The sequence below is a fragment of the Allobosea sp. GW821-FHT10B12 genome (genome assembly GCF_059415545.1).
This window is the reverse complement of sequence record NZ_JBWKNL010000013.1, coordinates 42560-60874: the sequence shown is the minus strand read 5'-3', so window position 1 is coordinate 60874 and position 18315 is coordinate 42560. Positions and strand designations below refer to the sequence as shown.

The following is an 18315-nucleotide window of genomic DNA, read 5'->3' as shown; positions in this document are numbered from 1 at the left end:
ACGCACGAGATCGAGACGGACAATCATGACGAGCTTCGCGCTGATCGGCGCCGCCGGTTACATCGCTCCCCGCCACATGACGGCGATCAAGGCCAATGGCGGCGACCTCAAGGTGGCCTACGACCCGAATGATTCTGTCGGCGTCATCGACAGCCACTTCCCGCAGGCGCATTTCTTCACCGAGTTCGAGCGCTTCGACCGGCATGTCGACAAGCTGCACCGGCGCGGCGAAGACATCGATTATGTCAGTGTTTGCTCGCCCAACTACCTGCACGACGCCCATATTCGTTTCGGCCTGCGTGCCGGCTGCGATGTGATCTGCGAGAAGCCGCTCGTCCTCAATCCCTGGAACATCGACGGCCTCGCCGAGATCGAGCAGCACACCGGCCGCAAGATCAACACGATCCTGCAGCTGCGCCTGCACCCGGCGATCCAGGCGCTGAAGGAGCGCATCGCCCAGTCGAACGAGCGCCACGCCGTCGACCTGACCTACATCACCTCGCGCGGCCGCTGGTACTTCGCCTCGTGGAAAGGCGACGACAGCAAGTCCGGCGGCGTCGCCACCAATATCGGCGTCCATTTCTTCGACATGCTCGCCTATGTCTTCGGCCCGTTGCAGTCGCAGACCGCGAGCCTGCGCGAGCCCGGGCGCGCCGGCGGCCTGCTCTCCTACGAGAAGGCCGATGTGCGCTGGTTCCTCTCGGTCGACGCCAACGACCTGCCCGACAGCGTCAAGGGCAAGAAGACGACTTATCGCTCGATCACCCTCGACGGCGAGGAGGTCGAGTTCTCCGAAGGCTTCACCGACCTGCACACCCGCAGCTACCAGGAGATCCTGGCCGGCAAGGGCTACGGCCTCGAGGACGTCCGTTTCTGCGTCGAGGTGGTCTCTGAGTTCCGCAATCTGCCGATCGTCGCCAATGGCGAGCGCCACCCCTTCGTCGACAAATATCTCAAGGCCTGAAGCCGATGGCCGGGCCGCAGATGCGTGACGATCCGCGCTTTCCCGGCGTGAAGATCCACGAAAGCGCCTATGTCGACGACGGCGTGACGATCGGCGCCGGCAGCAAGGTCTGGCATTTCGTCCATGTCCTCGGCGAGACCACGATCGGCAGGGACTGCGTGCTCGGCCAGAACGTGATGGTCGGCCCGCGCGTCAACGTCGGCAATGACTGCAAGATCCAGAACAATGTCGCGCTCTATGACGGCGTCGAGCTCGAGGACGGCGTCTTCTGTGGCCCGTCCTGCGTCTTCACCAACGTCAACAACCCTCGCGCTTTCCTCAACCGCAAGTCGGAATTCCGCCGCACGCTGGTGAAGACGGGCGCGAGCATCGGCGCCAACGCCACCATCGTCTGCGGCCACACGCTCGGCGCCTATTGCTTCATCGCAGCCGGTGCGGTGGTGGCCAAGGACGTGCCCGACTTCGCCCTGATGGCCGGCGTGCCGGCGCGCCGCATCGGCTGGATGAGCCATAACGGCGCCAAGCTCGGCGCTGATCTCACCTGCCCCGAAACCGGCCGCCGCTATCGCGAGACCGGGCCCGACACTCTGGAGGAGATCGTCTGATGAGCGAGCGTCCCACGATCGAGTTCATCGACCTCAAGGCCCAGCGCCAGCGCATCGGCAAGGCGATGGACGAGGCCATCCTCAAGGTCGTCCATGACGGCAACTACATCCTCGGCGAGCAGGTCGGCGAGTTCGAGGCCGGGCTCGCCGCCTTCTGCGGCGCCAAGCACGCGATCGGCGTCGCCAACGGCACTGACGCGCTGATCCTGGTACTCGAGGCGCTCGGCATCGGCCCGGGCGATGCCGTGCTCTGCCCGAGCTTCACCTTCGCCGCCACCGCCGAGGTCGTCGCCTGGATGGGCGCGACGCCGGTCTTCGCCGAGATCGACGAAGCCACCTACAACATCGACCCGAAGGCGATCGCCGCTGCGCTGGAGACCGCAAAAAAGCATGAGCTCAAGCCGCGCGCCCTGATCACCGTCGATCTCTTCGGCCAGGCCTGCGACTACGAGCCGATCGAAGCCTTCTGCAAAGAGAACGGCCTCGTCCTGATCTCCGACTCCGCCCAGGGCTACGGCGCCCGCTACAAGGGCCGTGTCGCCGGCGCGATCGGTGATTTCGCCACGACCAGCTTCTTCCCGGCCAAGCCGCTCGGCTGCTATGGCGATGGCGGTGCGATCCTGACCGACAGCGACGAGCACGCCGAACTGCTGCGTTCGCTGCGCTTTCATGGCAAGGGCTCGTACAAGTACGACAATGTCCGCGTCGGCGTGAACTCGCGGCTCGATACCATCCAGGCTGCCGTCCTGATCGAGAAGCTCAAGATCTATGCCGAGGAGATCGAGCAGCGCCAGGTCGTGGCCGCGCGCTACACCGCAGCGCTGAAGGACCTCGTCACGACGCCTTACGTCATGGCGGACAGCGTCTCGACCTGGGCCCAGTACACGATTCGGGTCGACGCAGGTCGCCGCGACGCCTTCCAGGCGGCGCTCAAGGCCAAGGGCGTGCCCACCACGGTCTACTATCCCAAGCCGCTGCACCAGCAGACTGCCTACAAGCACTTCCCCGTCGCCGGCAACGGCCTGCCGATTTCCGAGCGCGTCGCGCAGGAGGTCGTGGCGCTGCCGATGCACCCCTATCTCGACGAGGCGACGCAGGACTACATCATCGCCGCCGTGCGCGAGGCTCTGGCGGCGCCCGCCGCCGCGGTGGCATGAGCCGGCCGCTTCGGCTGGCTTATCTTTCGCTCGAGACGCCGCGACCTGGTCAGGCGTCGCAGACCCATATCGATGAGATCATTGCCAGCCTGAGGCAGTCGGGCTGGCAGGTCGAGCTCTTCGCCACGACACGCGGCGGAGCGAGCGCGCGCACGTCTTTCCTGCAACGCGCGCTCGACTATGGCCGGGTGCAATGGGCACTGGCACGGCGCCTTCGCGAATTCGATGCGGTCTTCGTCCGCTCGCATTTCATGGCGTTGCCGCTCGCGCTCTGGGCGCGCTGGCGCAAGATGCCGGTCGTGCATGAGATCAATGGCAAGCCGGCCGACATCGGCGTGACCTACCCGGCGCTGAAACCGCTCTCGCCGGTCTTCGCCTGGCTCTACCGGACGCAATACCGCATGGCGGCTCATCTGGTCGCCGTCACCGAGGGCCTGGCGCAATGGGTCCGTGCCTTCGTCGGCCATGACCGGGTCAGTGTCGTCTCCAACGGCGCCAACACCGAGCTGTTCACGCCAAACGGGCCTCGCTCCGACATTGCCGGCCGCTATGTGATCTTCGTCGGCGGCCTCGTCGCCTGGCACGGCATCGGCACCATGCTCGCGGCGCGGCAAGACCCGTCCTGGCCAGAGGATGTGAAGCTCGTCATCGTTGGCGACGGCATCGAACGCCACAAGCTCGAAGCTGCGAAGGCTGACGCTCGCCTGCTCTGGCTCGGCCGGCAGCCCTATGAGGCGATCCCTGCCCTGCTGCGCGGCGCGCTCGCTGCACTTTGTGTGATCGAGGACCAGGACGGCCGCTCCGCCTCTGGCGTCGCGCCGCTGAAACTGTTCGAGGCCATGGCTTGCGGCGTTCCGGTGATCGCCAGCGAATTACCGTTCCAGGCCGAGATCGTCAGGCAGGCCGGCGCCGGTCTGATCGTGCCTCCCGCCTCCGCTACGGCGATCGCGAAGGCCGTCAAAACGCTTGCCGCGGAACCGGACAAGGCAGCCATGCTGGGGGAGAGTGCCGTAGCCTATGTTCTGCGCGAGGCCAGCTGGCAGCAGCGTGGTGGCGAGGTCGACCGCCTTCTGCGGGCGGTGGTGCCGGCCGGCTGATCCGTTGGCAGAGTCGCCACGCCCGGAACTCCCCCTGCTCGAAGCGCCGTTTGAGATAGTTTAAATCCTGGCTGTTGAAGTATTCTCGGATTCGGCAAATTGGATATGACCGCGATTCTGAAACTCTGGGGCCGTGCTCTCTGTGAATAGTCGGGCCGAGCGCACGCTGCGGATCGCAGTGCTGTCCTACACCGCGATCTCGCGCGACTATCGGGTCCTGCGCACGCTCGAGACGCTGGTGGCGCTTGGCCACGAGGTCATCGCAATCGGCTTCGGCGAACCGCCCGACCTGCCCGTCAAGATGATTCGGCTGCCCAACCCGCCAGGGCACACCGGCCAGCGGCTCGCGCTCGCCGCAACACAATTCCCCGCCAATTTCGCCCCGGCCTCCGCCCCATTCCTGCACATGCTGTTGCCACAGCACCGGGCTGCCAGGGCCGCCCTGCTCGCGCTCCGCCCCGACATCATCCACGCCAATGATTGGCAAACGCTGGTCGCCGCCGACGCCGCGAAACGCGCGGCCGGCTCGTTCATCGTCTATGACAGCCACGAACTGGCGGGCGAAGAGCACGCCGACAACTGGGTCTGGCGCCTGGTTGCCCAGAAACACACGCGCGCCATCGAATCTCGCTTCATCAAGGCAGCCAATGCGGTGGTGACCGTGAGCCACGGTATCGCCGAAACGCTCGAGCGGATCTATGAACTGCCCGTCCGCCCGGTCGTGATCGGCAACGCGCCAGCCTACCAATCCGTGGTTCCGGCTCCGCCTGGCGAGCCCGTGCGCCTGCTGTTCCACGGGATCATGAAAGGCGGACGCGGCATCGAACCGTTGATCGGGGCCATGCCGCTCTTGCCGCAATACCAGTTGACGCTGCGGGGCGACGGCCTTCCGAGCTATCTGGAACAGCTCCGGCGCCTCGCCGCCGCGTCCGGCGCCACTGACCGCATCAGCTTCGAGCCGAGCGTGCCTTACGACAACGTCATCCAGGCAGCCGCAAGCTCTCATGTCGGCGTCTTCTGCGCTCCGCGCGACACGGGCCAGACGCGTTTCGCGATGCCGAACAAGACCTACGAATATCTCATGGCCGGCCTGGCCCTGCTGGTCGCGGATCAGACCGATCTGGCCGATCTGGTTCGGGAGCACGGTTGCGGGCTTGCCGCGGCCGAGGCGACGCCCGAGGCGATTGCAGCTGCTCTCTCATCGCTTGATCCGGACGCGCTCGCCGTGATGCGCGCCAAGGCGCTCGTCGCGGCGCGCGACCTCAGCTGGAGCAGGGAGCAGGCCAAGCTGATCACGCTCTATGAACGGCTCACCGCACAGGTCGCGGCGCTCCGAGCAGATTAGGTGTCGACGCTATTCGCTCATCCAGCCCGTGGCAGAGAAAGACCCCACGCGAAAACGAAAAGTACGGCTGCCGAAGCACGGGATAACCTTGAAACACCCCCCTTTCTGTGCAATCAAGGCGCGCCTTCGCCTGGGTAGCCAGCCTCTCGAGAAAAGCAATCTTCCGATGTACAAGAACAAGACTGTTTGCGTCGTTGTGCCCTGCCACAACGAGGAGACGCAGATTGGCAAAGTCGTTTCGACAATGCCGGAATTTGTCGACAAGATTGTCATCATCGACGACAAGAGCAAAGATCGAACCGTTGCTGTCGTCCAGGAGCTCTCGGCTTCCAATCCGAAGATCGTCCTGCTCGAACACCAGGAGAACCAGGGTGTCGGCGGCGCCATCGCCACCGGCTACAAATGGGCTCGCGACAACGATATGGACGCAGCGGTCGTCATGGCTGGCGACGCGCAGATGGATCCGGCTGACCTGCCGAACCTGCTCGATCCCGTCTTCGATGAAGGCATCGACTACTCGAAGGGCAATCGGCTGATCTGGCGCGGCTCCTACCGCCTGATCCCGAAGCGCCGCTTCTTCGGGAACTCGGTCCTGTCGTTGCTGACCAAGATCGCCTCCGGCTACTGGCATGTCGCCGATTCCCAGACCGGCTACACGGTCGCGAACAAGGCCGTGCTCCAGACGCTCGACTGGGACAACATGTACAAGCGCTACGGCCAGCCGAACGACGTCCTGATCAAGCTCAACATCGAGAATTTCCGTGTCCGGGACGTGCCGATTCGCCCGGTCTACGGCGTCGGCGAGGTCAGCGGCATCAAGATCCGCCGCGTGATCTTCACCATCTCGAACGTCCTCGTTCGGGGGTTCCTCAGCCGGTTGTGGGAGAAGTATATCGTCCGCGACTTCCACCCGCTGATCTTCTTCTACGTGCTCGGCGTCCTGATGCTGCTGCTCAGCGTCTTCATGTTCCTGCGCGTGATCGGGCTGTGGGTGATCGAAGGGGTCGCTCCGCCGATGTCGTCCATGGCGATGCTGTTCGCGTTCTCGACCGCGATGCAGTCGATCTTCTTCGCGATGTGGTTCGACATGGACTCCAACAAGCACCTGCGCTGACGAAATCGTCAGCGCTCCGCGACGCGGCAGAGGCTCGCGCTGTGCAACTCGACCCTGCCGCTGGCCGGCGCCAGCGGCTTGACGCGCAGCGCGCGTAGCGTCTGGCCCGGACCGGTGAACCATTGTCCGGAAACCGCGCGCGGGCTCGGATCGGCAAGTGCGTCGACGAGCCGGATCTCCGTCGATTCGCCGTCCCTGCTCGCAATGACGGCATCCACGGCAAAGACACCCGTTCCCGACAATTGCAGCGTGGCGGCAAAGCGCCCCTCGAACGGCTGCACGACAGGGATCTCCAGCTCTCCCGCGCCGGCGTTCGACCAGTCAAAGACTGTGTCCTGCTCGATACGCGGCGCGTAGCCGGGTAAAATCCGACGCAGGTGCGGAATGCCCGACAGCCGCGCCAGCACATCGCCGAGGCCGACGCTGGTAGACCTCTCGATCGCGGCGGCCAGAGGCTGCGGCGAACAGTCGATGGCCGCCGGCGTTCCGTGCAATCGGAACAGCCGCGCGCCGCGATGCGCCGCGAGCGGCTCGGCCCAGGCGGGATCGCCGAGCAGGAGACCGAGACTCGAGCGGCCATGGGTGACCGGGCTGTAGTCCGGCAGCAGCGCGAAGCGGACGTCATGGCGCGCCAGCCACGCTGCCGCAGTCGCCACATCGGCGCTGTGCAGATCCTTCAGCCGCGGATCGATGTGATCGATCCAGGGGTGCCCGCCATAGATCGCGACTTCCGGCGGCCGAAAGCTGAGCACGCGCCCCGGCTCCAGGCCTTCCAGCCGTTCGAGCAGGGGGCCGCCGGTGACGCGCGGTTTCTTCAGGAAGCCGCGCTCCGCGCCTGAGAGAGCGAGCTGTAGATCAGCCAGGCCATAGGATCTGATGCCGAGATTGATCGCTCCCCAGATCAGCGCCAGCGCCAGGACACCCTGCACGGCCCGGCGCAGCACCGGCCCCGCGCGCAGCAGCCGGGCGCAGCCGATGCCGGCTGCAATCGCCGCGAACGGCGCCACCGTCAGCACATAGCGCGGGTTCTTCACCACCAGGAGCGAACCGGCTGCGACGCTCAGCAAGGCCAGCGCCGTGAAGCCGAAGACCACGACGATTGCTATCGTCAGCGGGCCGCGCGGCCGCCTCACGCCGAGCGGAAGCGCCAACAAGGTAAGCCAGAAGGCCGGGCCAAAGAGTCCGATATCGGCCCAGGGACGCAAGGCCCCATGGATGATCTGCTCAGGCAAGGTAACGAGACCGCGCCGGGCGGCGAGATCCGCCGCAAATGCCAGGTTTGGCCAGTTTGCCGCGGGCCAGTCGTCACCGATCGCAGTGCCGAATAGCCAGAGGTTGCGCAGCAACCAGCCGCCACCGCCAAGCAGAGCAACCAGGCCGAACGCCAGCACGGGACGCCACTGCCGTGCCGGAAGCAGGAACAGTGCAAGCGAGAGCCCTGCGAAGGCGGGCGCGAGGATGCCGATGCCATGCGTCCACATCGCAAGCCCGCTTACAAGGCCCACGCTCGTGGCGCGACGCAGATTTGCGACCTCGACGACGACGAGAACGCTCGCTACGGCTGCTGTGAACAACGCGATCCGCATCGCGTCGATGCCATAGCCGGCCACGCTGCCGAGCCAGAAGGGCGTCGCCGTCAGCAGCAGCATCGCGCAGGCCGCTGCGACGCGGCTCTCGCGCCAGGCCATCACGCCGACGACGCAGGTCGCCCCAACCGCTGACCACAGCGCGATCAGCCGCTGCGCCATGAAGATATTCTCGCCAAACCAGGCCTGCCCCCAGACCAACGCCAGATGGAACAGCGGCGGGTGGATGGAAGGCGCATAAAGCCCGCTCGCCGGGTCGGCCATGACGAGCGGGTAGCGCTGCAGATTGCCTTCCAGCGCCAGGAAGCGGGCGACAGCCGCGTATTCGAGCGCATCGTTCTCGATCAGCGGCAATGCGAGCAGCGCCAGTAAGAGGCCAGCCGCGGTCAACATGATGGCGAGGGCCGCCAGTCCCGGTCTGCGCCAGACGTCCGGAAGACGCAGCGGCAAATGCCAACCCGCCAGGGTCAACATCAGCGCTGCGAGTGCGAAAGGCAGGGCGCGCGCGTTGATCGGATGCCAGCCCGCCAGGAAGAATGGCAGCAGCGCCGCACCGGCAAGGGCCGGCGCACAAGTGACACCGACTGCGAGCGCCAGTGGCCGGTCGGCAGAACCCCACCCTCCCCGGTTGCATAGCAGCGTCGCCGTCGCAATCGCGAGCATTGCGAACGCGCCGAGTACGGCGAGGCTTGGGAGAAGAAGCATAAGAGCCGGTATCGTGGCAGCGACGGCATGCCGCAAGAGCGTCGGCATTCTCGCAGGTTCGAATGATGCGGATCAAGCCGCCATGCCGAGCATGCGCTTTACCTCCGACGGCGAGCCGGCAATAACGGCGATGGCCGTTCGCGATGGCGACGCCACTTTCGTGGATCGCAAGAAGCGGCATGACCGGACCCCGTAGCCTGATCGCCCTCGCCTTCGGCGCACGCATTGCCTCAGCATTGCTGGCGCTGGTGGTGGCAATCGTCGTCGCACCTGCGGTTTTCGGCTTCTACGGACGGTTGCAGGCCATCGGGCTGGTCTTTGCGGTGTTCGCCGTTTTCCGGCTCGAGCGGGCCATTGTCACGGCTCCCTCGATAGCAGAGGCGGTACGTGTCACGCGCAACGCCCTGCTGATCCTCCCGGCGAGCTCACTGGTAGCGGTAGCAGCAGCTTTCGCCCTCAACCCCGATCTCCCGGCCCAGCACCCGCATCATGGCTTCGCGCTGCTGCTCTTGGTCGCCTTCCTGGCGCGCGGCATGCTGTTGCTGGTCAACGCCTGGCTATTGCGGTCCGGCGACCAAATGCGACTCAGTGCCCTGATCCTGGCGCAAGCCATCGGCCAGTTCACGGCGCAGATCGCGCTCCTGGCGACCGGCTGGCCGCCGCTGGCCATGCTGGTCGCTGGCGAGATCATCGGCGTTGCTCTAGCCGCCGTCATGGTTTCGGCGGGACACGGCGCCTTGCTGCGGCTGCTGATACGCCCACGCTGGACAGCCGGTGTGCTGGCACGCTGGCATCGCTTGATCTTCTTCAATCTGCCGGCGGCGCTCGCTTCGCAGACTCTCGTCGCCTTGCCATTGATCACGGTCGGCCGCCTCGCCGACCATGCCACGACTGGCCACATCGCCCTGGCGCTGCGGATCGCCGATGCGCCGATGCAGTTGCTCGCTTCCGCTGCGACATCCTTCATCGTCGCGTCGGGTGCCTGGCGCGGTCGAGGCTCGTCGACGTCTCCCGTGATGTTCGCGCTGATCTATCTCGCCGGCGTCCTGCTCTTCGTCGCCTTGCTGGCGGGTGGGGCCCAGGCCCTCAACCTCGTCGTCATCGAAGGCCGTATCGCGGCGACCGGCGCCTATATTCCGATCGCCTGCCTGCTGACCGGCGCCATCGCGCTCGGCGGGCCGCATGCCGAGCTCGTCGCCTTCGCCGGCGCGGAGCGTCGGGCCTTCGCGATCCATCTGACCGCTCTTGCTGCGGGACTTCTGGTCTTCCAGTTGGCGACAGAGCCGGTCCCTGCCCTGCTTTGCTTTGCTGTCATTGCCGGGCTGCGAAGCCTGGCCCTGTGGCTGGTTCTGCCGCGCCTGTTCAAGGCCGGCACCGATAGACAGGATCACGACGAAGCAGCTTGACGCGAACCTCACCGGCAGGCATTCGGCCCCGGGGGGTCAAGTCGACCTCCCGAGAGGAGCGCTCAATGATCGGCTACGAGGTGCAGATTGTTGCGGCGGCTCAGCTATATATCCTGTTTCTATTGTATGCCGCAGCGTGCTGGGCGCTTGCTAGACCGTCGCTTTCCCGCCCCCACTGGCTCGCGGCATACATCGCCAGCGCTACTATTCTCGGGCCGATCACCCTGGGCCTGCTTCTGACACTGCTCTTCTGGGTCGTTCCGGGTCGCAGCACCACATTCTATGTCGCAGTCCTCGCCGCGGCCCCCTTGCTGGTCTGTCTGCTCAGGTTCCGCTCGCTGGCGGCCGATCTGCATCGCCTCCACCAGGCCTGGGGGCAGCACCCTTTCGGCTCCAGCATCGCGTTCTGGGGCATGCTGCTCTTCGCGATCCCGGCGCTCTGCCTGGCGTTCGAGCTGCTTATCCTGCCGCTGCACGGCAATGACCCGCTCGAATACATGCAGCTTGGCCGGCTGCTGTACGAGCAGCGCGATGCCCACATCTACCCGCTCAAGACCGCACTGTCCTCGAGCGGCTTCATCGCGCCCTGGACTCACCCGCCGACCTACGGCTCGCTGATCGCCTTGGCCTTCATGCTGCAGGGCACGTCCGAAATCGCCGGCGCTGCCAAGCTGATCTCGCTCTGGTTCGCCGTCGCCAGCGCTGCACTGGCCGCGGCGCTGGTCTTTGCTTCGGACCGCCGCCTGAGCTGGCGGCTCTGGCTGACCCCATTTCTTGCGATCTCGGTGCCGGTGTATTTCGAGATCGCGCTGACCGCTCACATCGACGCGACGCGCATCGCCGTCTTCGCCGCCGCGATCGCCTTGACGATCCATGCCGTGACCAGCGGCGGCCGCGGCGCCTTCCTGCTCGCGGGCTACGCAATCGGCTGCGCGGCGATGACGCACTCGATCGGCATTCTCGCCATGGCGATCGCGCTGCCGATGCTCGTGGTCTGCTGGCGCGGCTCGCTCCGCAGATTGGTCGAAGGCATCGCGATCATCACGATCACCATCGCGATCATGGCGCTCCCCCACTATCTGCGCAATGTCGCGATCTTCGGCAGCCCGATCCAGGACTCCGTCCCGGTCTGGGATCTTCCCAATCTCGGCGTCCCCGAATTCCTCCGCGGCGAACGCGGTCTGGAGACCTTCGCCGACCGCTTCGTGCTCGGCGTCCTGATGCCGTTCACCCGAACCGACCTGTTCGGCTTTCTGCCGAGCGTCGGCACGCTCATCGCCGTGCTGATCCTGCTTCGGAATCTCGCCCGGTCCGATCGGCGCGCCACTGCCATCGCGATCTTCGCAGCACGCGGCAGCGACGCTGCCATCCCCCTGCTCGTCGCGCTGCTGGGCTATATCGGTGTGATCTTCCTGTCGGTGCTGGCCGGCACCGACCTCGCCGTCAAGAACGCCCGCTATATGCTCACGGTCGTTCCGATGATCATTGCGCTGGCGATGATCGGGCTCGGGCGGCTCATTCCCGACGAAGCCGTCGGGAAAGGATATTACGCGCTCACCTCATGGCTCGGACGCTTCGCCCCCGGTTCGCGGGGACGCGGCGGTGCCGCCCCGAGGGAGTCCGTCTTGACGCCGCTTGCATTCGCCAGCTGCCTGCTCGTCGCGATGCTGATCTCATTCCAGCTCTACGACGTGTTCCGGCTGGGCTATGCCAACATGCGCGTCTACTTCAGCAACGAGGACATGATCTCTCGGCGCCTGCTCGAAACCGAGCAGGCCAAGCGCGATGGCAGCGTGCTCGACGAAGCGGCAATCGAGGGCATCGCCCGCAACCTGATGGCGCCCGACGATATGGCGCTGTCCTTCAGGCAAGCCAGCTTCGGCTTCTACAGCTCGCCCCGCTTCCGCTTCCACGTCGATACGACGCTCACCGATCTGTTCGTGATGGACGATCCGCGCGCGCTGCGGGACGCGTTGCTGAAGCGCGGGCTGAAATGGATCTACGCGCCCGGCTATTCCTTGCCCGAGATCAACAACAGCGCCTTCGCGGCACTCCTGCGTGATCCGCATCTGATCAGGCCGATTGCCCGCAGCAATGGCTGGGGCTTCTATCGCGTACGGGAGACCAACGCGCCGATCGAGCAGACCGAGATCGCCAAGGCGGTCCCGATGGTCGACAAGGAAACCCAGCTCTACGCGACCACGGACCAGGGGCCCGGCTTCGTCGATGGCGTGCGCACCAGGCTGACGCTCGACCCGCAGAGCGGTGTCGCCGAGCTGACGCGCCGTCGCGGGATGGTCAAGCAACTCCTCCGCTGGGACGCGATCCTGTCCAAGCCGATCAGAACGCAGAACGACCCGAACGCCATCAATGCCGCCGATTTCGAGCTGAGCGACGAAAGCCGCATCCTCATGCAGGCGACCCTGTCCGGCTCGGGCCTGGCCGACATGATCGTCGAGTATGTCAGCTATCCTCCAGTCGCCAAGCGACTGGGTGACCTGGAAGCTAGTACCGACCTGGTCGGCTCACCGATTCTCATCAGAGAGACGATCTGGTCTGGCCTCCTGACCGAAGAGCCCAAGAGCGTTGGAGGCTGGCTGGTGCCGGCACTCTCGCGCATCGGCACCAGCGACCAGCGCACCAAGCGCGGGGCCCGGGTGGTCTTCCGCCTGCGCGACGGTAATACGCTGAGGGTCCATGGCTGGACCGCGAATTCGGTCGTCTTTTCCGCAGACCCCCAGGCGGAATCCGATCGCGCCACGGTTGATGCCGTCAACAAGGGGTGGGTTTTCAGCGCGAGATCATTGAACCCTCGCCTCGGCCTGCAATTGCGGACCCAACCGTCCTCGGCTGCGCTCGATGAACGTTGGCCGTTCCCGACGCTCGGGTTGCAACGCATCAGCGGCTCGGCATCCCTGATATCGCCTCCGCCGTTCCGCCCGATCTCGGACAAGGAGACAGCCTCCCGCGAGGCTCAGCTCCAGGACCTGTTCAAGGCCGGCGACCTCCGGATCAACCTCAAGGCCTCGATCTTTGGCTATGGGCGGATCACCCCCACCCTGCTGATCAAGTGCGAACTCGAACCGGTCCGCAACTTCAGCCTGATGTCGGTGATCCCGATCAAACAGAAGGACGAGGTCCAGGCGTTCGAACTGCCACCGATCCAGCTCTGGGCAGACAAGACCGAGACCATGTCCTGGGTCCTGACTCCACCCTGCATTCCGCGCAGCGTACGTGTGGTGTTCCAGAACGAGCGGCAGCTGCTGCTCGCCATCGAGCAATCGGTCGCGGATATCAGCAAGCAGCAATACGGCTATGTCGACATCCACCGGATCGAAGCCTCGTTGACCTCGGATGCCGCGCGCTCGGGGTTGGCGCTGCCGCTCATCCCCTTCGCCGAGACGGGGGCGCCCGCGCGATGAGGCGAGCATTGCTCGTTCTCGGCGCCCTCGCACTCCTTGGTTATGGCGGCGGGTTGGCGTGGATCGAGCTCAGTTCGCGAGTGTTTGCCGCTCAGCCCCCCGCGCCCGCGCACATCGGTGCGGGGCCGGTGGTGGCCGTGGCGTTCTATGATGACCGTCCGGTCTTCCGGCGTCTGCGGACCATGACCGCGGTCAGGCTCCTGGAAACGGGCCAGGCGGATTTCCTGGTGACCGTCGGCGGCTGGCGTCCGGGCCGCGGCTATCTCGGCGCCCGCGACATGCGCGACGACGCGCTCGCCAGCGGCGTTCGGCCGGAGCAGGTCGCTCATGACACCGGCTCGAATGACTCCGTTTCGAACCTTGCCGGTGCGAATGCTGCGATACGCCAGGCGGTCGGCCAGCCCTCGGCCGTCATCCTCGTCAGCGACCGCTACCATCTGCTGCGGCTATCGCTCCTGGCCGGCGATGCCGGGCTGACCGCACCGCTCCGCTTCCAGGCGACGCCCGACGGTCTCGGCGCGCTGGCGCGGCTGGAGCGCTTGAACTACGAAGCTCTGGCCTACCTCTCGATGCTGCTGCCGAAAGAGGTCGTCAGCGCAGCGATCGCCCGCCTGCGGCTCGCCGGCCCCGTCGCTTCGCGCAAGCTGGAAGCCGCCTGATGCAACCGGAAGCCTCCGTCGTGTCGAAAAGCGCTGCCGGGCGGACCGGCCTTGCGACCGGTCTCGCCTGGAACCTGGTCTCTCTCGCCTTCCTGGCCCTCGCCGGCATCGCGCTCAACATCGCGATCGGCCGCTGGTACAGCCCGGCGGCGCTCGGCACGTTCAACGTCGTCTTCGCCATCTACATCTTCCTGTCCCAGCTCGCCGCGTTCGGCCTGCAGTTCTCCGCCCTGCAGGCGGTCTCGACCACCGGGGCCGACGACCCCGTGAAGCTGCGCCGGATCGTTCAGGGCGGCCTGCTCGCCTGCTTCGCCATCGCATCGCTGGTCACCCTGTGCGCATTCCTCGGCACGCCGCTCCTGGCGCGCCTGTTCCCAGCCGTGCCCGACTTCGCCGGAGCCTGGGTCCTTGCAGCGCCCGGCCTGATCCCGTTCGCACTCAACAAGTTCCTTCTCGGCGTCGTGAACGGGCTGCAGCACATGCGCGCCTTCGCCGTGCTTCAGGCCGGGCGCTACGTCTTCATTCTGGTCAGCCTCGGCGTCCTCACCGCACTCGGCGCACCGGGTTATTCGCTCGCGGTGGTGTTGTCGCTTGGCGAGTTCATCCTGCTGTGCGCCTCGGCCAGCTATGTCGCCAGCGTGGTGCCGCTGCGCAGCGGATGGCGCGAGGCGCTTGGCGAAAGCATGCGCCATCTCCGCTTCGGCATCAGGATCCTGCCTGCCGGCATGGTCGGCGAACTCAACACGCGGGTCGACGTGCTGATGCTCGGCGCCCTGCTCAACGACCGCATCGCCGGCATCTACTCGATCGCAGCCCTGATCTTCGAAGCCGCGCTGCAGGCGGTCGTCGTGGTCCGCAACAACATCTCGCCGCAGCTCGCCCGCAGCATGGCCGACGGCGACAAGCCCGGAATCCTGCGGTTCAGCCGGATGCTCGGGCTCGGCGTCACGCTGGTGATGGGGCTCGGCGCGCTGGCCGCCTACACGCTCTATCCGCATGTCGCAGGGCTGTTGTTCGGCGATCAGGATTTCGCGGCCGCCCGCCAACCGCTGTTCTGGCTGATGCTGGCCTTGCCCTTCGCTGCGGCTCCGCTGTGCTACAGCCTGATCCTGTCGCAGGCGAACCACCCGACCCTCCAGAGCGCCGCGATGACCCTTAGCCTCGCGGTGAATTTCCTCGGCAACGCCCTGCTGATCCCGCGCTTCGGCATGGAAGGCGCCGCGATCGCCATGGGGCTTTCCGTCATCACCATGGGCCTTGCGGTCGTGCTCATCTCCCGGCTTGTCCTACGGGTGCGTCTGTTCATCTGAAGGATAGGTCGGACTCCGCCGCAGGAGCGCCAGCTCCGGGCGAGTGAAACGGCACGCCAGATCGATGCTCTGTCTTGATATCCCCAACACAATCGGATAGCTGCTACGCCGAAATCGAGGTCGCGGCCGGACATTCGCGCCGATCTACCTAACGACAAAGATCTGCGGGCATGTGCGGAATTTTCGGTATCTCTATCAAGCGCGATCATGCGCTGAGTTTTCCCCAGTGGGAGGTCGCCCTGCGCGATCTTTTCCTGCTGTCGGAGAGCCGAGGCAAGGAGGCCGCCGGCATCGCCGTGGCGACCCCCGACATGCTGGTCGTCCACAAGGACTCGGTCTCGGCCGGCCAGATGCTCAAGACGGACGATTATCGTCAGGTCATGGAGCGGACCCGGCGCAGCTTCTTCGACACCGCCGGCAGCTCGACGATCTCGGCGATCGCCCATGCCCGCCTGGTCACGAACGGGCTTCAGGGCATCGACGCCAACAATCAGCCGGTCCGGCGTGACGACATCGTCATCATCCACAACGGCATCGTCGTCAACGTCGACGAGCTCTGGGCCGAACTGAAGCCGGAAGGCATCGAGCCGCGCGCCGACGTCGACACCGAAGTCATCGCCGCGATGCTGCAGCGTTCGATCTCGGCGGGCGCTTCGCTTCCCCAGGCCCTGCGCGACGCCTATGCGAAGATCGTCGGCGAGACCTCGATCGCGGTCCTGCTCAAGCAGCACAACGTCATGCTGCTCGGCACCAACACCGGCTCGCTGCACTACGCGATCAGCAAGACCGGCTCGGGCTTCTTCTTCACCTCGGAACACCTTATCACCAAGCGTCTCTGCACCGGCGACAAGGCGATTCCGGGCTTCGCGGACGCGACGATCGTCCAGCTCCATGCCGGCATGGGCGCCGTGCTGCGGCTCGACACCCACGAGATCGAGACCTTCCCCCTGGCCGGCGAGGCGCTCGCAGCGCCGTCGGTCAGCCCGATGCTGCAGACGCAGCGCAGGATCGAAGACAAGGCGGAACGCTATCGCGATGCGATGAAGGCGATGCGCCGCTGCTCCAAGTGCCTGCTGCCGGAGACGATGCCGTTCATCGCCTATGATGGCGACGGCGTCTGCAACTATTGCCACGCCTACAAGCCGTGGGCGAAACGTCCCGAGCATGAGCTCGAGGACATGCTCGACCGGTTGCGCTCCAAGGACGGTTCGCCGGACTGCATCATGGCCTTCTCGGGCGGGCGCGATTCGAGCTACGGCCTGCACCTGCTCAAGCAGAAATACGGCATGACGCCGCTCTGCTTCAGCTATGACTGGGGCATGGTCACCGACCTCGCCCGGCGCAACCAGGCGCGCATCTGCGGCCAGCTCGGCATCGAGCATCTCTGGGTCTCGGCCGACATCAAGGCGAAGCGCGCGAATATCCGCGCCAACGTCCTGGCCTGGCTGAAGAAGCCCGATATCGGCCTGATTCCGCTGTTCATGGCCGGCGACAAGCAGGTGATGTGGCACGCCAACCGGATCATGCGCGAGACCGGCATCTCGGCCATGGCCTTCTGCACCAACCAGTACGAGAAGACCGACTTCAAGACCGGCTTCCTCGGCGTCAGCTCGGCCGCCGCCACCATCCACAAGCCGTCGACGCTGCCCTCGGTCGAGAAGCTCAAGATGCTCGGCAAGTACGGCATGCGCTTCGCCGCCAACCCGGCCTATTTCAACCGCTCGCTGCCGAACACGCTGACGGCGTTCTTCTCCTATTACGCCATCGAGCAGAACTATCTGTCGATGTTCGACTTCCTCCCCTGGATCGAGGAGGAGATCGACGACGTGCTGATCAACCAGTACGACTGGGAGACCTCGCCGGACTCGCCGTCGACCTGGCGCATCGGCGACGGCACGGCGCCCTTCTACAACTACATCTACTACACCGTCGCCGGCTTCACCGAGTACGACACGTTCCGCTCCAACCAGATCCGGCAGGGCGCGCTCAGCCGCGAGAAGGCGCTGGCGATGGTCGAGCAGGAAAACCAGCCGCGCTGGCAGTCGATCCGCGAATATACGCAGCTGATCAACATCGATTTCGATGAGGCGATCCGGGTGATCGACCGGATCAAGAAGCTCTACATCTGAGATGGGTTGACGGGCCGCCCGCCCCGCGCACGACGAAAGGTATTGCACCCGCCATGCTGCCCAAGACCCTGGTGAAGACCGTATTGCGGGCGACCGGCTTCGCAATCTACCGGATCCCGCGCGCCGCAAGCGAGCAGCAGGCCGGTTATTCCTACAGCCAGGCCCATCCCAACGCGACCCTGGCGCCCTGGCTCTCCGACGCCGAGTTCATGGCCGCCTTCGAGGTCGCCAAGCACAACACGCTGGTCGACATCTACCGCATGTACGAGCTCTGGTCGCTCGTTCGCGAGACGGCCAAGGTCGGTGGCGACATCGTCGAGATCGGCGTCTGGCGCGGCGGCTCCGGCGTGATGATGGCGAAGCAGGAGACGCTGCTCGGCGGCTCCGGCACCGTCTATCTCTGCGACACCTTCGCGGGCGTCGTGAAGGCGGGAGACGAGGATTCCGACTATCGTGGCGGCGAGCATCGCGACACCGACACCTCGATCGTCGAGGAGCTCGCCCGTTCGCTCGGCGTCAAGAACACCAAGACCCTCGTCGGCATCTTCCCGGATCAGACCGGCGCTCAGCTCCAGTCCGAGCGCGTCCGACTGCTGCATATCGACGTCGACGTCTACCAGTCGGCCCGCGACTGCGTCGAATACGTGCTGCCGCGCATGCCGTCCGGCGCCGTCATCGTCTTCGACGATTATGGCTTCGTCGGCTGTGATGGCGTGACCCGCTGCGTCGACGAGCTGCGCACGCGTGACGACCTGATCTATGTCCACAACATCAATGGGCACGCTCTGCTGATCAAGCGCTAAGAGCCGTGCGGAG

General features: G+C 65.6%; 13 protein-coding genes. 12 read left to right on the top strand and 1 reads right to left on the bottom strand.

Translation table 11 applies throughout. The annotated features are described in order from the left end of the window. The first annotated feature begins 25 nt into the window (after positions 1–25). The 6 genes from AC07O0_RS27890 (at position 26) to AC07O0_RS27865 (ending at position 6282) form a co-directional block, all read left to right on the top strand. Positions 26–964: a Gfo/Idh/MocA family oxidoreductase gene (locus tag AC07O0_RS27890; RefSeq protein ID WP_494627732.1), complete on the top strand. Its 939-nt coding sequence runs from the start codon at positions 26–28 to the stop codon at positions 962–964. 20 nt (positions 965–984) lie between these two features. Further along, positions 985–1569 (top strand): acyltransferase, encoded by a 585-nt coding sequence (locus AC07O0_RS27885; protein ID WP_494627730.1) that lies wholly within the window; start codon positions 985–987, stop codon positions 1567–1569. Next, positions 1569–2726, top strand: coding sequence for a DegT/DnrJ/EryC1/StrS family aminotransferase (locus AC07O0_RS27880; protein WP_494627728.1), 1158 nt, complete (start codon positions 1569–1571; stop codon positions 2724–2726). The genes AC07O0_RS27885 and AC07O0_RS27880 overlap by 1 nt, the downstream gene beginning before the upstream one ends. Further along, positions 2723–3823, top strand: coding sequence for a glycosyltransferase family 4 protein (locus AC07O0_RS27875; protein WP_494627726.1), 1101 nt, complete (start codon positions 2723–2725; stop codon positions 3821–3823). Before AC07O0_RS27880 ends, AC07O0_RS27875 begins: the two co-directional genes overlap by 4 nt. Before the next feature lie 178 nt (positions 3824–4001). Then, positions 4002–5168: a glycosyltransferase gene (locus tag AC07O0_RS27870; protein ID WP_494627724.1), complete on the top strand. Its 1167-nt coding sequence runs from the start codon at positions 4002–4004 to the stop codon at positions 5166–5168. 166 nt (positions 5169–5334) lie between these two features. Next, positions 5335–6282: a glycosyltransferase family 2 protein gene (locus AC07O0_RS27865; RefSeq protein ID WP_494627722.1), complete on the top strand. Its 948-nt coding sequence runs from the start codon at positions 5335–5337 to the stop codon at positions 6280–6282. An 8-nt stretch (positions 6283–6290) separates the two neighbouring features. Here AC07O0_RS27865 and AC07O0_RS27860 read toward each other — a convergent pair whose 3' ends face one another. Then, positions 6291–8573, bottom strand: coding sequence for an ArnT family glycosyltransferase (locus AC07O0_RS27860; protein WP_494627720.1), 2283 nt, complete (start codon positions 8571–8573; stop codon positions 6291–6293). A gap of 179 nt (positions 8574–8752) precedes the next feature. On the opposite strand from AC07O0_RS27860, the gene AC07O0_RS27855 reads away from it, so the two are divergent. The 6 genes from AC07O0_RS27855 (at position 8753) to AC07O0_RS27830 (ending at position 18302) form a co-directional block, all read left to right on the top strand. After that, on the top strand, positions 8753–9979 hold the full coding sequence (locus AC07O0_RS27855; protein WP_494627718.1) for a hypothetical protein: 1227 nt from the start codon (positions 8753–8755) through the stop codon (positions 9977–9979). A 65-nt stretch (positions 9980–10044) separates the two neighbouring features. Beyond that, positions 10045–13401, top strand: coding sequence for an ArnT family glycosyltransferase (locus tag AC07O0_RS27850; protein WP_494627716.1), 3357 nt, complete (start codon positions 10045–10047; stop codon positions 13399–13401). A 137-nt stretch (positions 13402–13538) separates the two neighbouring features. Beyond that, a complete protein-coding gene (locus tag AC07O0_RS27845) occupies positions 13539–14060 on the top strand; it encodes a YdcF family protein (RefSeq protein WP_494627714.1) in 522 nt (173 codons plus the stop codon). 20 nt (positions 14061–14080) lie between these two features. Next, entirely contained in the window at positions 14081–15370 is a 1290-nt protein-coding gene (locus AC07O0_RS27840; RefSeq protein ID WP_494627712.1) for an oligosaccharide flippase family protein, read from the top strand. A 170-nt stretch (positions 15371–15540) separates the two neighbouring features. Further along, on the top strand, positions 15541–17499 hold the full coding sequence (locus AC07O0_RS27835; protein WP_494627710.1) for a hypothetical protein: 1959 nt from the start codon (positions 15541–15543) through the stop codon (positions 17497–17499). A 53-nt stretch (positions 17500–17552) separates the two neighbouring features. Beyond that, positions 17553–18302: a TylF/MycF/NovP-related O-methyltransferase gene (locus tag AC07O0_RS27830; RefSeq protein ID WP_494627708.1), complete on the top strand. Its 750-nt coding sequence runs from the start codon at positions 17553–17555 to the stop codon at positions 18300–18302. Positions 18303–18315 lie beyond the last annotated feature (13 nt).